Here is a 14,952-nt window from a genome sequence, read left to right as displayed (position 1 = left end):
TCACCCGTTCAGCTGTTCAGCTGCTCAGCTGCTGGCAGGTCGATCCGCTCAGCTTGCCTGGCCGGCCCCTCGACCGGAGCACGCCGACCCCACACCGCGAACAGCACGAACGCGACCGTGAGGAACGCCGTGCCGCCGATGAGCGCCGCGGCGATACCGCGCGCCTCACCTCCGCTGACCGCCACTGCCGCGAAGACCGTCGTGAGGCCCGCGACGCCGATCGAACCGCCGAGCTGCTGCATGCCCTGCAGCAGGCTCGACGCCTGCCCGGTCTCGTCAGAAGGCGCCTGCGCCATGACGATCGACGTGATCGGTGCGAAGGTGAGTCCGGCACCGAGGCCGAGCACGATGGCCGGGCCGAGGATGCCGCTGAGGAAGGTGCTCGCGGTGCCGAGCTGTGCCATCCAGAGCATGCCGCCGGCGAGAGCGGCGAGCCCAGCGAGGGCGACCACCCGCTCACCGAGGCGCGCGACGAACCGGGGCGTCAGCTGGTTCACGACGAGCATGCTGCCGACGAACGGCAGCAGTGCGAGGCCGGTGCCGAGCGGGTCGTAGCCGAGCACGTTCTGCGTGAAGAGCGTCGCGAAGTAGAAGAAGCCGAACATGCCGGCCGGCACGAAGAGCATGACCCAGAACGGCACGGCGGATCGCGGTGTGCGGAAGTACGCGAGTTGCACCACCGGACTCGAGTGGCGTCGCTCGATGAACACGAGCGCGACGAGGGATGCCGCCGCGACGGCGAAAGCCACGAGCGTGCGCGGGTCGAGCCAGCCGGACTCCGCGGCGACGGTGAAGCCGTAGACGAGGGCGACCATGGCGAGTGTCGACGTGAACGCGCCGCCCACGTCGAGACGAGCCCGGGTGCGCGACGTCTCGCGCAGGAAGGCGATCGCGCCGGCGACGATCACGAGGCCGATCGGCACGTTGACGAACATCACCCATTCCCAGCCGAGGGTCGTGGTGAGCACCCCGCCGAGGATGAGACCGATCGCCCCGCCCGAGCCGGCGGCGAGCACAAAGAGCGCCATCGCGCGGTTGCGCTGCCCGCCGCGCACGGTGTTCTCGATGAGCAGCACGAGCGTGCTCGGCGCGGCGAGCGCGGCGCCGACGCCCTGGAGCACGCGGGCGATGACGAGCATCTCGGGATTCACGGCGAAGCCACCGAGCGCGGATGCCGCGATGAAGATCACGGTGCCGATGATGAGCGCACGGCGCGCCCCGATCATCTGGCCGATGCGTCCGCTCAAGAGGATGAGGCCCGCGAACGCGAGCGCGTAGGCCGTGACGACCCACGACAGGTTGGTGGGACTGAAGCCGAGCTCGTCGCGGATCTCCGGCAGCGCGACGTTCACGATGCTCGCGTCGACCACGAGCATGAGTTGGGTGATGAACACGACGATGAGGCCGAGCAGGGTGCGGCCGGTGAGGCGGGTGGCGAGGCCGCCACCGGCTGATTTCATGTCGACGGATGCGCCGACGGTGACGGATGCCCCGTCGCGGGCATCTGCCCCGTCGCGGGCGTGCGCCCCATCACGGGCGGATGCCTCGGAGACGGTCGCGGGTGGCGCTTCGCTCATTGCTGGTGCTCCTGGTCTCGCTGGGTTAGTGTTGTATCCGGAGAGAGTCTCCCCTTGTCGAATCGACAATACGGAGACAGTCTCCGCTTTGTCAAGAGGGTCGTCGTGGGACCCCGCAGGAGGAACCGTGAGCATCGAAGCCGCCGCACCGACGCGGCCCATGCGCGCTGATGCGCGCCGCAACTACGACACCATCGTGAAGGTCGCCGGCGAGGCATTCTCGGAGCACGGCACGCAGGCGTCACTCGACGACATCGCGTGTCGCGCCGGCGTCGGCCCCGGCACGCTCTACCGGCACTTCCCCAATCGCGACTGTCTGCTCGAGGCCGCGCTCGTCGAGAGTCGCCTCGAGATCAACGAGCTCGGTGAGCGCCTGCTCGCTGACGACGACGCGGGCACCGCGCTCGATGCCTGGATGCTGGCCCTCGCCCGCCACGCGAACACGTGGGACGGCCTGCCCGACTCGATCGCCCAGTCGATCAACAACGAGAAGTCTCCCCTCGGCGCCTCGTGCTCCACCCTCGTCGACGCCACCGGCCGACTCCTCGAGCGCGCACGAGAGCAGGGTGCGGTGTCGGCGGACGTCTCGGCCCGCGACCTCTTCGTGATGGCGGGTTCGCTCGCGTGGGCGGCGTCGCGCCCGGGCGGCGGGGCAGAGGCCCGCACCGAGGCATCCGACGACCTGCCGCGACTGCTCGGCCTGCTCATGCGCGGCCTGCGCTGACCCTCCCTGCGGGTTGAGGAGGCGCCAGCGCCGTCTCGAAACCCACTGACCCTCCCTGCGGGTTGAGGAGGCGCCAGCGCCGTCTCGAAACCCGCTGAACCTCCCCGCGGGTTGAAGAGGCGCCAGCGCCGTCTCGAAACCCACTGACCCTCCCCGCGGGTTGAAGAGGCGCCAGCGCCGTCTCGAAACCCACGAACCGGCTACCGCAGAGCGGGGATGACCTCCGCCGCGAACAACTCGAGCCCCGATCGGTCGTAGGCCGCCTCGGGGAAGTAGTGGATCGAGTACTCCAGGCCGAGTTCTCGGCGCTCGTCGAGCTTGGCGACCACTTGGGCAGGCGTGCCGACCGCGGCGTTCGGCGCGTGGAGGTCGGCGAGGTAGTCCGCGGTCTTCTCCGGTCCGAGGAAGGGCGCGACCCGCGCCTCGATGGCAGCGAGGCGCCGAGCGACATCCGCTTCGTCGGTGCCGACGACGGTGTGGAAGTTCGACGACCGGGTGATCGCCTCGAAGTCGGTGCCGAGGTTCTCGCAGTGCGCGCGCAGCACCTCGCTCTTGTGCGCGAACTCCTCGGGAGTGCCGGTGAAGTTCGTGTACGACGCGTACTTCGCGGCGATGCGCAAGGTGACCTTCTCGCCGCCGCCGGCGATCCAGAGCGGGATTCCGCCCGGCTGCAGCGGTTGCGGCTGCACGATCGCCCCGTCGACCTGGTAGTACTTCCCGGCGAGGGTGGCGGAGCCGGTGGTCCAGGCCTGGTGCATGATCTCGACCCCCTCGCGCAGGCGTCCGAGGCGCTCGGGCACGGGCGGGAAGCCGTAGCCGTAGGCACGCCATTCGTGCTCGTACCAGCCGCCACCGATGCCCATCTCGACCCGCCCGCCCGAGACGATGTCGACCGTGGCCGCGACCTTCGCGAGGTACGCGGGGTTGCGGTAGCTCATGCACGTGCACATCTGGCCGAGGCGAACGCGCGAGGTCGACGCGGCGTACGCCGCCATGAGGCTCCACGCCTCGTGCGTCGCCTCGGTCACCGAGGGCACGGGCGTGGTGTGGAGGTGGTCGTAGACCCAGATCGACTCCCAGGCCGAGCCGGGCGCATCGGCGTACTCGGCGAGCGAGCGCATCGTCTGCCAGTGCTGGGCCGGCTCGATGCCGACGAGATCGTGACGCCAACCCTGGGGAACGAACATTCCGAATCTCATGCCAACAGCATAGGGACGATTCGATGGATGCCTCGAGCCGCCGTGAACCGGTGGAACGAGACGGTATCGGCGCGACTCATCTCAGCGTTAGCACTGAGGCAGCCTCACCTCCCGGGGCGTAGCTTCGGCCGAATGAACGAAGAGCAGCACTGCGAGTTCACGGCCGCCGACTTCGACGCGACCGTCATCGAGAGCAGCGGCATCCGCCTCATTCGCGTCACCGGCTACGGACTCTGCGCGAGTGCGGGCTGGAAGCTCGAGCTCATCGCCGCCAACCCCGGCGTCGTGCCTCACCCCGAGAGTCTGTGGCTCGAGATCCGGGAGACGCCGCCGCGCGATGGGACACCACGGGTGCTCACCGAGGCGACGGTCGAGGCGATCATCGAAGACTCGCATGCACAGGAGATCGTCATCCGCTTCCGCTGGCGCGAGGGCTTCGTGCTTCCGCTGCGCGAGCGGGTCGGCGCCCTGCGCTGAGTTCGCGACGGCGACGACGACGAGCGCACGGATGTCGCGGCCTCACCCGAAGAGGCCGCGGCATCCGGGCGTCCGGCGCGACCGAAACGCCCAGGCGCCAGGCGCCGGGCTCGGTGCGCCGCGCTCTACGCCAGCGCGAACCTGAGTTCCGCCATCGCCGGCCCCGACCAGACGGTGCCGTCGAGATCGGAGCTGCGCACCGTGACGACCTTGCCGCCCTTCGACATGACGAGCAGCGCGAGCTGCGGCAGGAGGTCGCCGGCGTGGGTGCCATCGCCCAGCTGCTCACCCGCGCCCTGCCCGCTCGCGAACTCGATGGCGCCGGACTCGCGGTCGAGCGTGCCGTTCACCGAAGTGGTGAAGTCGAACCAGAACACTTCGACCGCACCGTCGGCGGCCTCACGAGCGATCGCGGCGAGGTCTCGTTCGACGCGGCCGGCGGCACCCTCGGTGAGCTCGCGCAGCGCCCCGTCGGCCTCGGCGACGTTGAGCCGGCCGAGCTGCTCGCGCAGCGCTTCATCGATCTCTGAAGCGCCGAGTCGGTCGGGGGCGCCTGCGACACCGACGATGCGGCGCCCGTTGCGGATGCGGTCGGTGAAGAGGCTGAGCAGCGGTTCGGCAGCGAAGACGAAGAGCGGCACGGTCCCCTCGGGGTCGCGCCGCATGAGCTCATGACGCGTCGAATCGGCGACCCGTTTCGCATAGAGCTCGAAGAAGCCCTTTCGGCGCTCGTCGCCCTGAACCCCCCGATCGCCGTGCTTACCGCCGCGCGGCTTGTCGTCGTTCTCGGGGTCGCGGTTGATGGCATCGTCGAGGTTCTTGTCGTGCGATTCATCGACGTCGAGGCGCACCGCACGATCGGTCGGCGTCGCGTGCCAGAGCGACCACTCATTGGCCGACAGGGTGAGGGCGAATGCCTCCTGGTCTTGGCTCGGCGCCCGCAGCAGCTGGCCGAGGGTGAAGTGCGAGCCGACGTGCACGGCGTCGTCGAGGCGGTTCGGCAGCACGAACACCTCGTTGAACCCGGGGGCGACGAAGATCGCGATCGACCGGGCGAGTCCGGCCCACACCTGCTGGTCGCCGATCACGGCATCACGCTCACGGCGGAGCGCCTCGAGCTCGGCGTTCGGGGCGCCCGACGCCTTCACCTGTTCGATCGCCTCGTCGAATGAACTCTTGACGGCCACTTCTGCGCGCTCGCGTTCGCTCACGACGGGCGAGGTCGATGCGTAGATCGTGATCGACGGGTGATGCACTCCCGCCAGCACCACGAAATCCGCTGCCGTGGGCAATGCGTAATGTACGGTCATCGTTTCTCCCCCAAGATCGTGCGACAGCGATGTCGCTCACACCCCAGCCTATGAAGGCCGGGGCGCGAGCGACACCCCCAAGCTCAGCCGACCGGGTGATTCGAACGGATCACCCGCGTCGGGTCGACGGCGTGCTTGACCGCGCGCAACCGTTCGAGCTCCTCTCCGAAGAGGCGCTCGGCCGGGCGCGCGTGCTCGGCGAAGTTCAGGTAGTCGCTCTCGGCACGCCACGGCTCGATACGCGAGAGCAGGCGGCCGAGGGACGCCGCGAGCGCGTCGCCGGCGCCCGGCACCGCGATACCGACGCCGTACACGAGGTAGTCGCCGCCGAGACCGGCGACGACACCGGGCTCCGGCATCGCCTGAGCGGATGCCGCGGCGCGCGCGACCCCCGGCGACAGCATGCCCCCGAGGTGGCGGATCTCGGTCGAGAGCAGCGCCGACGAGGTATCCGGGCCCGCCGCGGCGACGAACGCGCGAATCGCTGCGGGCGGCAACTCGGCGAGCAGCATTCCGTCGCCGTACGCCGGAGTCGGCTCGGGCGGGTCCATGTGCAGTTGCAGCAGTTCGGCCGTGGTCTGCGGGTGCACGGTGTCGACCTCGGGCGCGAGGGCGCGCAGCGGCGCGAGCAGCTCGGCGACTCGCGCCGCACCCTCCTGAATCGCGACCTCGACGACGACGAGCGAACGACCGGAGAGGAAGGGCGGCAGCTCGGGCATCGGCGGCAGGCGCAGCACGCGGGCGACCGAGGTGACCGAGGCCGGCAGCTCGGCGGTCCAAGCCGACCAGGCAGCGAGCACGTCTTCGGTGCGCTCGATCGGCCAGAGCAGCATGCCCGCGCTCAGCTCAGCGACCTCGAAGAGCCGGAATTCGAGCGCGGTGACGACGCCGAAGTCGCCGCCGCCACCGCGCAGCGCCCAGAACAACTCGGGGTCGTGCTCGGTGTCGACGCGGCGCCGCACGCCGTCTGCGGTGACGAGTTCGATCGCGACGACGTGATTCGCGGCGAGGCCGTGCGAGCGGCCGAGCCAGCTGAGCCCGCCGCCGAGGGTGTAGCCGATGACCCCGACGTCGTGCGAGGAGCCGGCGAGCGCGGTGAGCCCGTGCGGTGCGGCCGCGGCGACGACGTCGCCCCAGAGGGCGCCCGCCTCGACGCGCGCGATGCGCGCCTCGACATCGACCTCGACACCGCGAAGCTCGTGCGTGCGCAGCAGGATCGCGTCGGCGAGCCCGTCGCGAGCGGCGAGCGGGCCGGCGTTGTGACCGGTGCCCTGCGGAGCGACGGCGAGGCCGAGGCCCTTCGCGGTGCGCACGGTGTGCACGATGTCCGCGGCGCTCCTCGCGACGACGACCGCGGTCGGACGCTGGTCGATGGCGAGGTTCCACGCAGCGCGGGCATCGTCCCAGCGCGGGTCGCCCGCGATCAGCACGTCGCCGGCGAGGCGGGCGTCGAGGAGCGCGAAGGCCTCACGCAACGAGAGCGTGGTGACGTCGTCGTGGCGCGACGGCGCTTCGGTGATGTCGGTCACTCTGGCCGAGGGCACAGGGGTGTTCACGGATGGTTCCTTTCGGGATGGTCGCGGTCCCATGCGCGCCCCGAGGGCGACGCTCCGACGGCCGCACGGATCCCCGCGGCGCTCGCGACGTTACCCATCCAACATCGAAACCGGCGGCGCTGCTTCAGGGTCGGCCCTCCAATCGGCTCAGTGTCAGCACTTCCCCGTTGAGCCCGTCGAGGGAATCCGCGGGCTCCGCCGCCCCTTCGACGAGCTCAGGGAGCAAAGGCTCGACGAGCTCAGGGGGCAGGCTCGACGAGCTCAGGGAGCGAAGCCCGGAATACCGCGCGCTGAACTCCGGTTGCCCAAGGTGATGACTTCTTCACCCCGCCTCTCAGTACTCGACCTGATTCCGGTACGCAGCGGCCAGACGAGTACGGGCGCGCTCGCGGCATCCGTACGCCTGGCGCAGCTGGCCGACCGGCTCGGCTTCACCCGCTACTGGTTCGCCGAGCATCACAACATGCCCTCGGTCGCCTCGACGACGCCGCCCGTGCTGGTCGCCGCGATCGCGGCGAAGACCGAGCGCATCCGTGTCGGTTCGGGCGGAGTCATGCTCCCCAACCACGCCCCGCTCGTCGTCGCCGAGCAGTTCGCGGCGCTCGAGGCGTTCGCGCCCGGCCGCATCGACCTCGGCATCGGACGCGCGCCCGGCAGCGACCCCGTCATCACGCAACTGCTGCGCATCTCGGGCCCGACGGCCGACGTCGACCGGTTCCCCGACCACATCGCCGACATCATGTCGCTGCTCTCGCCAGATGGCGCCTCTCTGCGACTCACGAGCGGGCGCGAGTACGCGATCACCGCGACTCCGGCGGCGACGGATGTCCCGACGCTCTGGCTGCTCGGATCGAGCGACTATTCGGCGAAGCTCGCCGCCTCACTCGGCCTGCCCTACGTCTTCGCGAACCACTTCTCGGGCGAGGGACTCGAGCGGGCGCTCGAGCTCTACCGCACGGAGTACCAGCCGAGCGAGGCGCACCCTGTGCCCGAGACGTTCCTCACCGTGAACGCGTCGGTGGCACCGACGGTCGAAGAGGCGCGGGCACGGGCGCTGCCGCAGCTGCACTCGATGGCAAGGCTGCGCACCAACCGGCCGATGCGGCCGCTCGAGACCATCGAGGAGGCGCTCGCCGCCCCCGCCGACTCGATCGGCGACGAGATCATCGCCGCGATGGAGCAACGCTGGATCATCGCGGACGCGGCGAGCGCCGCCGCCGAGCTGCGAACCCTCGCCACCCGTCACGGCATCGACGAGGTCATGCTCGCCCCGATCGGCGGCTCCTACGACGCCGAGCCGGCGGATGCGACCCCCGGACGCGAGCAGACGCTCGAGTTGCTCGCCGGCGAACTGCTCACGAAGTGAGCCCTGCCGGCTGAGCCCGCCGAAACCTGCCAACCGAGCTCGCCGAAACCTGCCGGTTGAGCTCGCCGAAACCTGCCGGCCGATCTCGCCAAAGCCTGCCGGTTGAGCTCGCCGAAACCCCCGACTACGCGATGTATTCACGCCCCCTGGCTCGGCGCGCCGACATGCTGCTGCCGCGCGCGATCAGGTAGATGAAGGCGGCGAGGAACGGCAATGCGAGCAGGAACAGCACCCAGAGGGCCTTCGCCCAGCCGCCCAGCGTGTCGTCACGGAACACATCGATGAGCAGCGAGATGAAGATGGCGATGCACGACACAGCGATGTAGAACCAGAAGAACCAGCTCAGAAAGTCCCAGAGAGTCACGGCCGTTCCCTTCCCCCGTGGGTGTGTCGATCACGCCCGCGTGGCTCGAAGCTAATCTGCCGCGAACGGTCGCACATCACCCGGATCGAGTGATGCCCTGGTTCGTGCGCCTCGTTCGGGGGGTCGGAAAGGCATGGCTACGAATTCGCGGGCGGTGCATACTGACCCATGGGACGGCCGCGCGCGTCCTTGGGGGGCACGAGTGGTCGAACACCTCGCTTCGGAGTATCTGGTCCAGCGACCGGCACTGCAGCACCGCCTCGCCGGTGCACTGTCACTGCCGCTGACGCTCGTCGTCGCCCAGGCCGGTGCCGGCAAGACCGTGCTGCTGAGCCAGTGGGCCGCCGAGCACGAGACCGTCGCCTTCGCGTGGATCGACGTGGAAGCGGCCGATGACGACCCGGTGCGGTTCGCCCGACGTCTGCTCGCGGCCCTCGCCGAGGTCCGCCCCGAGGTGATGCACCTCGCACGACAGACCGCGCTGAACGCGGGAGGCCTGGGCGCCTCGCTGATCCGGTCGCTCTCGGCCGAGCTCGAGGCGTTCCCCGAGATCGTCATCGTGCTCGACGACCTGCACCACCTCTCCAACGGCACGCTGCTGGCCGACCTCGGCAGGCTCGCATCGACGATTCCGCCCAACGTGCACTTCGTCATCTCGACACGCGTCGATCCGCCCATCGCCTGGAGTCGGCTGCGACTCAGGAACCGGCTGCTCGAGATCAGGCAGTCCGATCTCGCGATGACGGGCCCGGAATCGGCTGAGCTCCTCGCCAAGGTCACCCGTCGCGACATCCCACCGGTGATGCTCGAGGTGTTGATGACCCGCACCGAAGGGTGGGCCGCCGGTCTGCAACTGGCCGGACTCACCCTTCGCTTCCACGAGCGACCCGAGGACTTCGTCACCGAGTTCGGCGGCACCGATCGGCTGATCGCGGAGTACCTCACCGAGGAGGTGCTCGACGCGCTTCCCGAGGCCGACCGCGAGCTGCTGTTGCGGATGTCCCCGCTCGACACGATGACCGCCGAACTCATCGACCATCTCCTCGAACGCGCTGACGGGCAACGGCTGCTCGAGCGTCTCGAACACGAATCCGTCTTCCTCGTCGCGCTCGACGCCCACCGTGAGCGGTTCCGATTCCATCACCTCTTCCGCGACCTGCTCCGCTCTCGACTTCGCGCCGATGACGCAGAGGAGGAGTCTCGACTGCTGCGTCGCGCCGCAGAGTTCCATGCTCAGCGCGGGGAACTCACGCCGGCGATCGAGTACCTGCTGCGAGCGCGGCAGTGGAACGCCGCCCTCGACGCCATCATGGCGCGCGGAAGCGATGTGTTCGAGCGCGGCGAGATGCGCACGGTCATCCGCTGGATCACCACCGTCCCAGAGGAAGCTCGGGCCGAGCGGCTCGATGTCGCACTCGAACTCGGCATCCTCGTCGGCATGCAGGGCGATGCGGTGCGTGCGGTCGACACCATGAGCGCCGTGGCGAACGACCCGCGCGCCACGGTCGGCCAGCGCATGGTCGCCCACGCGTGGATCTCGGCGACCACCCAGTGGAACCCCCGCCCCGCTGAGTCGCTCCGCGCAGCAGAGCAGGCGATCGCCCTGCTCGATGCCGACGCGGGTACGCCCGTTCCCGATCTGATGCACCTCACGAGTCCCCGGCTCCTGCGCACGCTTGCCGTCGGATCCGGGGGCCGATCGCTCTTCTTCGCAGGCAACCTCGCCGATGCGGAGCGCTGGCTGCTGCGGGCGCTGGAGACCGACGGGAGCTTCTACCCGCCGTTCCGAGTCGGGTTGCTCGGTTCACTCGCGGTCGTCCATGCGTGGTGCGGGCGAACCGTCCACGCCGAGCTCCTGGTGGCCGAGGCACTCGAGATCGCGACCACGGCGGGCCTCCTCACCCATCCGGTGATCGCGGACGTCCCCCTCGCCGAGGCGATGGTCGCGCTCGAGCGAAGTGATCCGGATGCCGCGGCAACACCCCTCCGGGACGGCACCGTCCGCGCGGAGGCGAACCATCGTGCACAACTGATGTGGCTCTCGCGCACCCTGCACGCCCGCCTCGCGGCGGCCGCCGGGCGGTTCACCGAAGCCCTCGAGCGGGCCGAGCATTCGATGCTCGACGCCGGGCCGGGGCCCGCACCCGTCATCCTCGATCAGCTCGTCGCGGTGCAGATGATGGCGTTGCGCCGCACCGGTCAGGCCCGTGAGTGCCTGCGTGTGCACGGAGCGACGTCGCCGGCGACACCCGCGATCGCATTCGAGACCATCGCCGCGCTCCTGACCGTCGGCGAACGCGATGCGGCCGAGCGGATGCTCTCCGACACGGGCCACGTCTTCACCGGAGCACGACCGCTCGGCGACATCCGACATTCCCTGCTGCTCGCCTGGATCACGGAACTCGATGGCGGCCATCGCGGCGCCCTCGACCTCGTGGACACCGCGCTGGATCGTGCCGAACCCGAAGGGCTCATCGAGGTCTTCCTCGAATCGGGCCCCGTCGTACTCGACCTGGTCGCCGAACTCGCGCCGACACACGGCGGCCTGGCCGCCGCGATCGTGCGCCGGCGAGACGAGCTCGAGCCCCCGAACGCGAACGCCGGCCTGACCGAACCGCTGACCGAACGCGAACTCGAGATCCTCGCGTACCTGCCCGGCTACTCGACCACAGCAGAACTGGCGCGCGCGTGCTTCGTGTCGATCAACACCCTCAAGACGCACTTGGCCCACATCTATCGAAAGCTCGGGGTCTCGGGGCGGAGCGCGGCGATCGCAGAAGCCCGCGAACTCGGGTTGCTCGGACCACTCGGGCCACTCGGGCCACTCGGGCCACTCGGGCCACTCACGCCGGCCGAGCCGGTACGTGCATGACCGACTCGATCTCGACGTTGAAGCCACGAAGCAGGTCGAGCACTCCGAGGAGCCGCGCCTGATCGGGCACCTGCCCGCGCAAGCGGGTCGAACCCGAGCCGCTCGCGACGACCTCGAATCCCTCGAGCTCGTCGGTGATCATCGCGCCGACCTCGCCTCGAACGAGGATCTCGAACGTCTCGGCGCTCATGTTCTCCCCCCGATCGTTGTGACGACGACTCACACATTCGGTGTCGCGTCGACGCCGATCCCCCGTCGACGCGACCCCCGCGTCGCGAACCCCAGACGACGCGAGCCTCGACTAGATGCGCCGGCGGCGCCCGGGCGTCAATGCAGCACCGACCACGGCGGCCTTCGCAACCGGGGCCGGCCCAGGGCGGATCGCCGCCCCCACGACGGCGGCCCTGGCGACGGGTGCGCCGACCACACCGACCCGTCCGATTCGTGCAGCTCTCAATGGCATGTCATGCTCCGCTCTTCTCGAGTGCGTCATCGGCATCGAGTGACGCGATGATCGCTTGGATCGGGATACGGCCGTTCGCGATCAGCTGTCCACCGGCACGCCGAGCCGCCGCGGCGAACGGCGCCGCCCAGAGGTTCTCGTACACGAGCACGCCGGCGACGCTGCCGGGCTCCATCGCGTTGGCGAGTTGCTCGACGTCGTCGGCGGCGAGCAACTCGGCGAGTTCGCTTTCGAGGTCGACGAGCGGGCCGAGGTCGCCGAGGTCGGCGAGTTCCGTGGCCTCGATCGACCCGTTCTCGTCTTTGGTGAGCACGATCGCGTCGATGAGGCGGATCGTGCCGGCGTCGACGAGCCGCACGAGCTCCTCCGCGATCTCGCCCGTGAAGTTCGCTTGCCCTGCCGGGAACTCGATCACGAGGAAGTCGACCGGTCCGAGGTCGTCCAGCGCCTGTTCAGTCATTTCATTCCTCCGGTTCGTGGCTGTGCCGCCAGCAGCGCAAGCGCCGCATGCCAGCCTCAGGGTGGTCGCGAACGGGCACCGACGCATCACCCGAACAGGATGATTCGGCGTCGCGCCGGTTTCGGTACGGTGACCGCGTCGTCCCTGCGACGACCGCGGTGCCGAGCGCACGGATGCCGCGCACCAACGACTTGGGGGAACGTCATGAGTCTCGACCGCCACTCACGCAGCATGCTGCCGATCCCGGATCGCCCGGCGCCGGGCCTGACGACGTACGACGCGAAGGATCCCGATACGTCGTATCCGCCCATCGAACCGCTGTTGCCACCCGAGGGTGCGCCCAACGTGCTGATCGTGCTGATCGACGATGTCGGGTTCGGGGCGTCGAGTGCGTTCGGCGGCCCGTGCAACACGCCGAACGCCGAGAAGCTCGCGGCCGGCGGACTCAAGTACAACCGCTTCCACACCACCGCGTTGTGCGCACCCACCCGTGCGGCGATGCTCAGCGGCCGCAACCACCACTCGGTCGGCATGGGCAGCATCACCGAGACTGCGACCTCGGCACCAGGCAACAGCTCACTGAAGCCGAATACGAAAGCCCCGCTCGCGATGACGCTCAAGCTGAACGGGTACTCGACCGCCCAATTCGGCAAGTGCCACGAGGTGCCGGTGTGGCAGTCCTCACCGATGGGCCCGTTCGATGCGTGGCCGTCGGGCGGCGGCGGGTTCGAGACGTTCTACGGGTTCATCGGCGGTGAGAACAACCAGTGGGAACCTGCCCTGTACAACGGCACGACCCCCGTCGAGCCGCCGGCGACGGCCGAAGAGGGCTACCACCTGACCGAAGATCTCGCCGATCACGCGGTCAGCTGGATCCGCACGCAGAAGGCGCTCATGCCCGACAAGCCGTTCTTCGTCTACTTCGCCCCAGGGGCGACGCACGCACCGCACCACGTGCCGCAGGACTGGGCCGACAAGTACAAAGGGAAGTTCGCCGAGGGATGGGATGTGCAGCGTGAGCGCACGTTCGCGCGGCAGAAGGAGCTGGGACTGATTCCGGCCGACACCGAGCTCACCGCGCGGCACGCGGAGATCCCAGCATGGGACGACATGCCCGATGAACTCAAGCCCGTGCTCGAACGCGAGATGGAGGTCTACGCCGGATTCCTCGAGCACACCGACCACCATGTGGGCCGCGTCATCGACGCCATCGACGACCTCGGCGTGCTCGAGAACACGATCATCTACTACATCATCGGCGACAACGGGGCGTCCGCTGAAGGCACCCTGAACGGCGCCTTCAACGAGATGGCGAACTTCAACGGGATGGCCGCACTCGAAACGCCGGAGTTCATGGCCTCGAAGATCGACGAGCTGGGCACCCCGAGCTCGTACAACCACTACGCCGTCGGCTGGGCCTGGGCGATGAACTCGCCGCTGCAGTGGACCAAGCAGGTCGCGTCGCACTGGGGCGGCACCCGAAACGGCACGATCCTGCACTGGCCCAAAGGCATCACGGAGAAGGGCGGACTGCGCTCGCAGTTCACGCACTGCATCGACGTCGCCCCCACCATCCTCGAGGCCGCCGGCCTGCCCGAACCCACCACGGTGAACGGCGTGCTGCAGTCGCCCATGGAGGGCACGAGCATGTTCTACAGCTTCAATGAATCGGATGCCGCGGAGCGACACGACCTGCAGTACTTCGAGATGTTCGGCAATCGCGGCATCTACTACAAGGGCTGGAGCGCCGTCACGAAACACCGCACACCGTGGGTCCTGGTCGGTGGCACGCTTCCGGCGTTCGACGACGATGTCTGGGAACTCTACGACGGCAGTGTCGACTTCAGCCAGGCCCACGACCTCTCGGCGGAGCAGCCCGACCGCCTGCACGAGCTGCAACGGCTCTGGCTGATCGAGGCCGTGAAGTACAACGTGCTGCCGATCGACGACCGCACCGGCGACCGACTCAACGCCGAGATGGCGGGCCGGCCGACGCTCATCCATGGGAAGTCCCAGATGCTCTACGCCGGCATGGGGCGGCTCTCGGAGAACAGCGTGGTGAGCATCAAGAACAAGTCGTTCTCCGTCACCGCCGAAATCGACGTGCCCGAGGGTGGTGCCGACGGGGTGATCATCGCCCAGGGCGGCCGCTTCGGCGGCTGGAGCGTCTTCGTCAGTGGTGGCAAGGCGAAGTTCGTCTACAACGTGCTCGGCATCCAGTCGTTCGCGACAGAGGCGCAGTCGCAGATCCCAGCAGGGAAGCACCAGGTGCGCATGGAGTTCACCTACGACGGTGGGGGGCTCGCCAAGGGCGGCGATGTCGCGCTGTACTACGACGGCGAATCCGTCGGAACCGGCCGAGTGGGCGCCACGCAGCCGATGATCTTCTCCGCCGATGAGACGACCGACGTCGGCTACGAGTCCGGCACGGCTGTCAGCCCCGACTACACACCGCAGTCGAGCCGGTTCACCGGCAAGATCCACTGGGTCGAGATCGACACCGGTGACGACGACCACGACCATCTCGTCGATCCAGAGGAGCGCATGCGCATCGCGATGGCCAGGCAGTAGCCCCGACTGGCCC

General features: G+C 69.1%; 13 protein-coding genes. 5 read left to right on the top strand and 8 right to left on the bottom strand.

Annotated elements, in window-relative coordinates:
- Positions 1–8: 8 nt before the first annotated feature.
- Positions 9–1,577, bottom strand: a complete 1,569-nt coding sequence (locus AC1C2U_RS18310) for an MFS transporter (protein WP_495363199.1) — start codon at positions 1,575–1,577, stop codon at positions 9–11.
- Between the two features lie 127 nt (positions 1,578–1,704).
- Between AC1C2U_RS18310 and AC1C2U_RS18305 the strand changes: the two genes are divergently transcribed.
- A complete protein-coding gene (locus AC1C2U_RS18305; protein ID WP_495363198.1) occupies positions 1,705–2,301 on the top strand; it encodes a TetR/AcrR family transcriptional regulator in 597 nt (198 codons plus the stop codon).
- A 200-nt stretch (positions 2,302–2,501) separates the two neighbouring features.
- Here AC1C2U_RS18305 and AC1C2U_RS18300 read toward each other — a convergent pair whose 3' ends face one another.
- The gene (locus tag AC1C2U_RS18300) at positions 2,502–3,500 is read right to left on the bottom strand and encodes an LLM class F420-dependent oxidoreductase (protein WP_495363197.1); all 999 of its coding nucleotides are present in this window, start codon (positions 3,498–3,500) and stop codon (positions 2,502–2,504) included.
- A 132-nt stretch (positions 3,501–3,632) separates the two neighbouring features.
- On the opposite strand from AC1C2U_RS18300, the gene AC1C2U_RS18295 reads away from it, so the two are divergent.
- A complete protein-coding gene (locus AC1C2U_RS18295) occupies positions 3,633–3,977 on the top strand; it encodes a hypothetical protein (protein WP_495363196.1) in 345 nt (114 codons plus the stop codon).
- A 125-nt stretch (positions 3,978–4,102) separates the two neighbouring features.
- Here the strand turns inward: AC1C2U_RS18295 and AC1C2U_RS18290 are convergent, their stop codons facing one another.
- On the bottom strand, positions 4,103–5,287 hold the full coding sequence (locus tag AC1C2U_RS18290) for a baeRF3 domain-containing protein (RefSeq protein ID WP_495363195.1): 1,185 nt from the start codon (positions 5,285–5,287) through the stop codon (positions 4,103–4,105).
- 83 nt (positions 5,288–5,370) lie between these two features.
- Positions 5,371–6,843 carry an FAD-binding oxidoreductase gene (locus AC1C2U_RS18285; RefSeq protein WP_495363194.1) on the bottom strand — a complete coding sequence of 491 codons (1,473 nt, stop codon included), beginning with the start codon at positions 6,841–6,843 and terminating at the stop codon, positions 5,371–5,373.
- Positions 6,844–7,156: 313 nt separating this feature from the next.
- On the opposite strand from AC1C2U_RS18285, the gene AC1C2U_RS18280 reads away from it, so the two are divergent.
- The gene (locus AC1C2U_RS18280) at positions 7,157–8,209 is read left to right on the top strand and encodes an LLM class flavin-dependent oxidoreductase (RefSeq protein ID WP_495363193.1); all 1,053 of its coding nucleotides are present in this window, start codon (positions 7,157–7,159) and stop codon (positions 8,207–8,209) included.
- A gap of 124 nt (positions 8,210–8,333) precedes the next feature.
- Here the strand turns inward: AC1C2U_RS18280 and AC1C2U_RS18275 are convergent, their stop codons facing one another.
- Complete coding sequence (locus tag AC1C2U_RS18275) at positions 8,334–8,573, bottom strand: PLDc N-terminal domain-containing protein (RefSeq protein ID WP_495363192.1); 240 nt, start codon at positions 8,571–8,573, stop codon at positions 8,334–8,336.
- Between the two features lie 202 nt (positions 8,574–8,775).
- Here AC1C2U_RS18275 and AC1C2U_RS18270 point away from each other — a divergent pair, with 202 nt between their 5' ends.
- On the top strand, positions 8,776–11,445 hold the full coding sequence (locus tag AC1C2U_RS18270; protein ID WP_495363191.1) for a winged helix-turn-helix domain-containing protein: 2,670 nt from the start codon (positions 8,776–8,778) through the stop codon (positions 11,443–11,445).
- Here the strand turns inward: AC1C2U_RS18270 and AC1C2U_RS18265 are convergent.
- The 3 genes from AC1C2U_RS18265 to AC1C2U_RS18255 form a co-directional block, all read right to left on the bottom strand.
- Entirely contained in the window at positions 11,417–11,635 is a 219-nt protein-coding gene (locus tag AC1C2U_RS18265) for a DUF8691 family protein (RefSeq protein ID WP_495363190.1), read from the bottom strand. The two genes, AC1C2U_RS18270 and AC1C2U_RS18265, sit on opposite strands and share 29 nt — an antisense overlap.
- A 111-nt stretch (positions 11,636–11,746) precedes the next feature.
- The gene (locus AC1C2U_RS18260; protein WP_495363189.1) at positions 11,747–11,908 is read right to left on the bottom strand and encodes a hypothetical protein; all 162 of its coding nucleotides are present in this window, start codon (positions 11,906–11,908) and stop codon (positions 11,747–11,749) included.
- 1 nt (position 11,909) lies between these two features.
- Positions 11,910–12,368 (bottom strand): DUF6325 family protein, encoded by a 459-nt coding sequence (locus AC1C2U_RS18255; protein ID WP_495363188.1) that lies wholly within the window; start codon positions 12,366–12,368, stop codon positions 11,910–11,912.
- 204 nt (positions 12,369–12,572) lie between these two features.
- On the opposite strand from AC1C2U_RS18255, the gene AC1C2U_RS18250 reads away from it, so the two are divergent.
- Positions 12,573–14,939, top strand: coding sequence for a sulfatase-like hydrolase/transferase (locus AC1C2U_RS18250; protein WP_495363187.1), 2,367 nt, complete (start codon positions 12,573–12,575; stop codon positions 14,937–14,939).
- Positions 14,940–14,952 lie beyond the last annotated feature (13 nt).

It is taken from the genome of Agromyces sp. Y575 (assembly GCF_059445445.1).
Note: the sequence above shows the minus strand (reverse complement) of the source record. Positions and strands in the feature narration are given on the sequence as shown.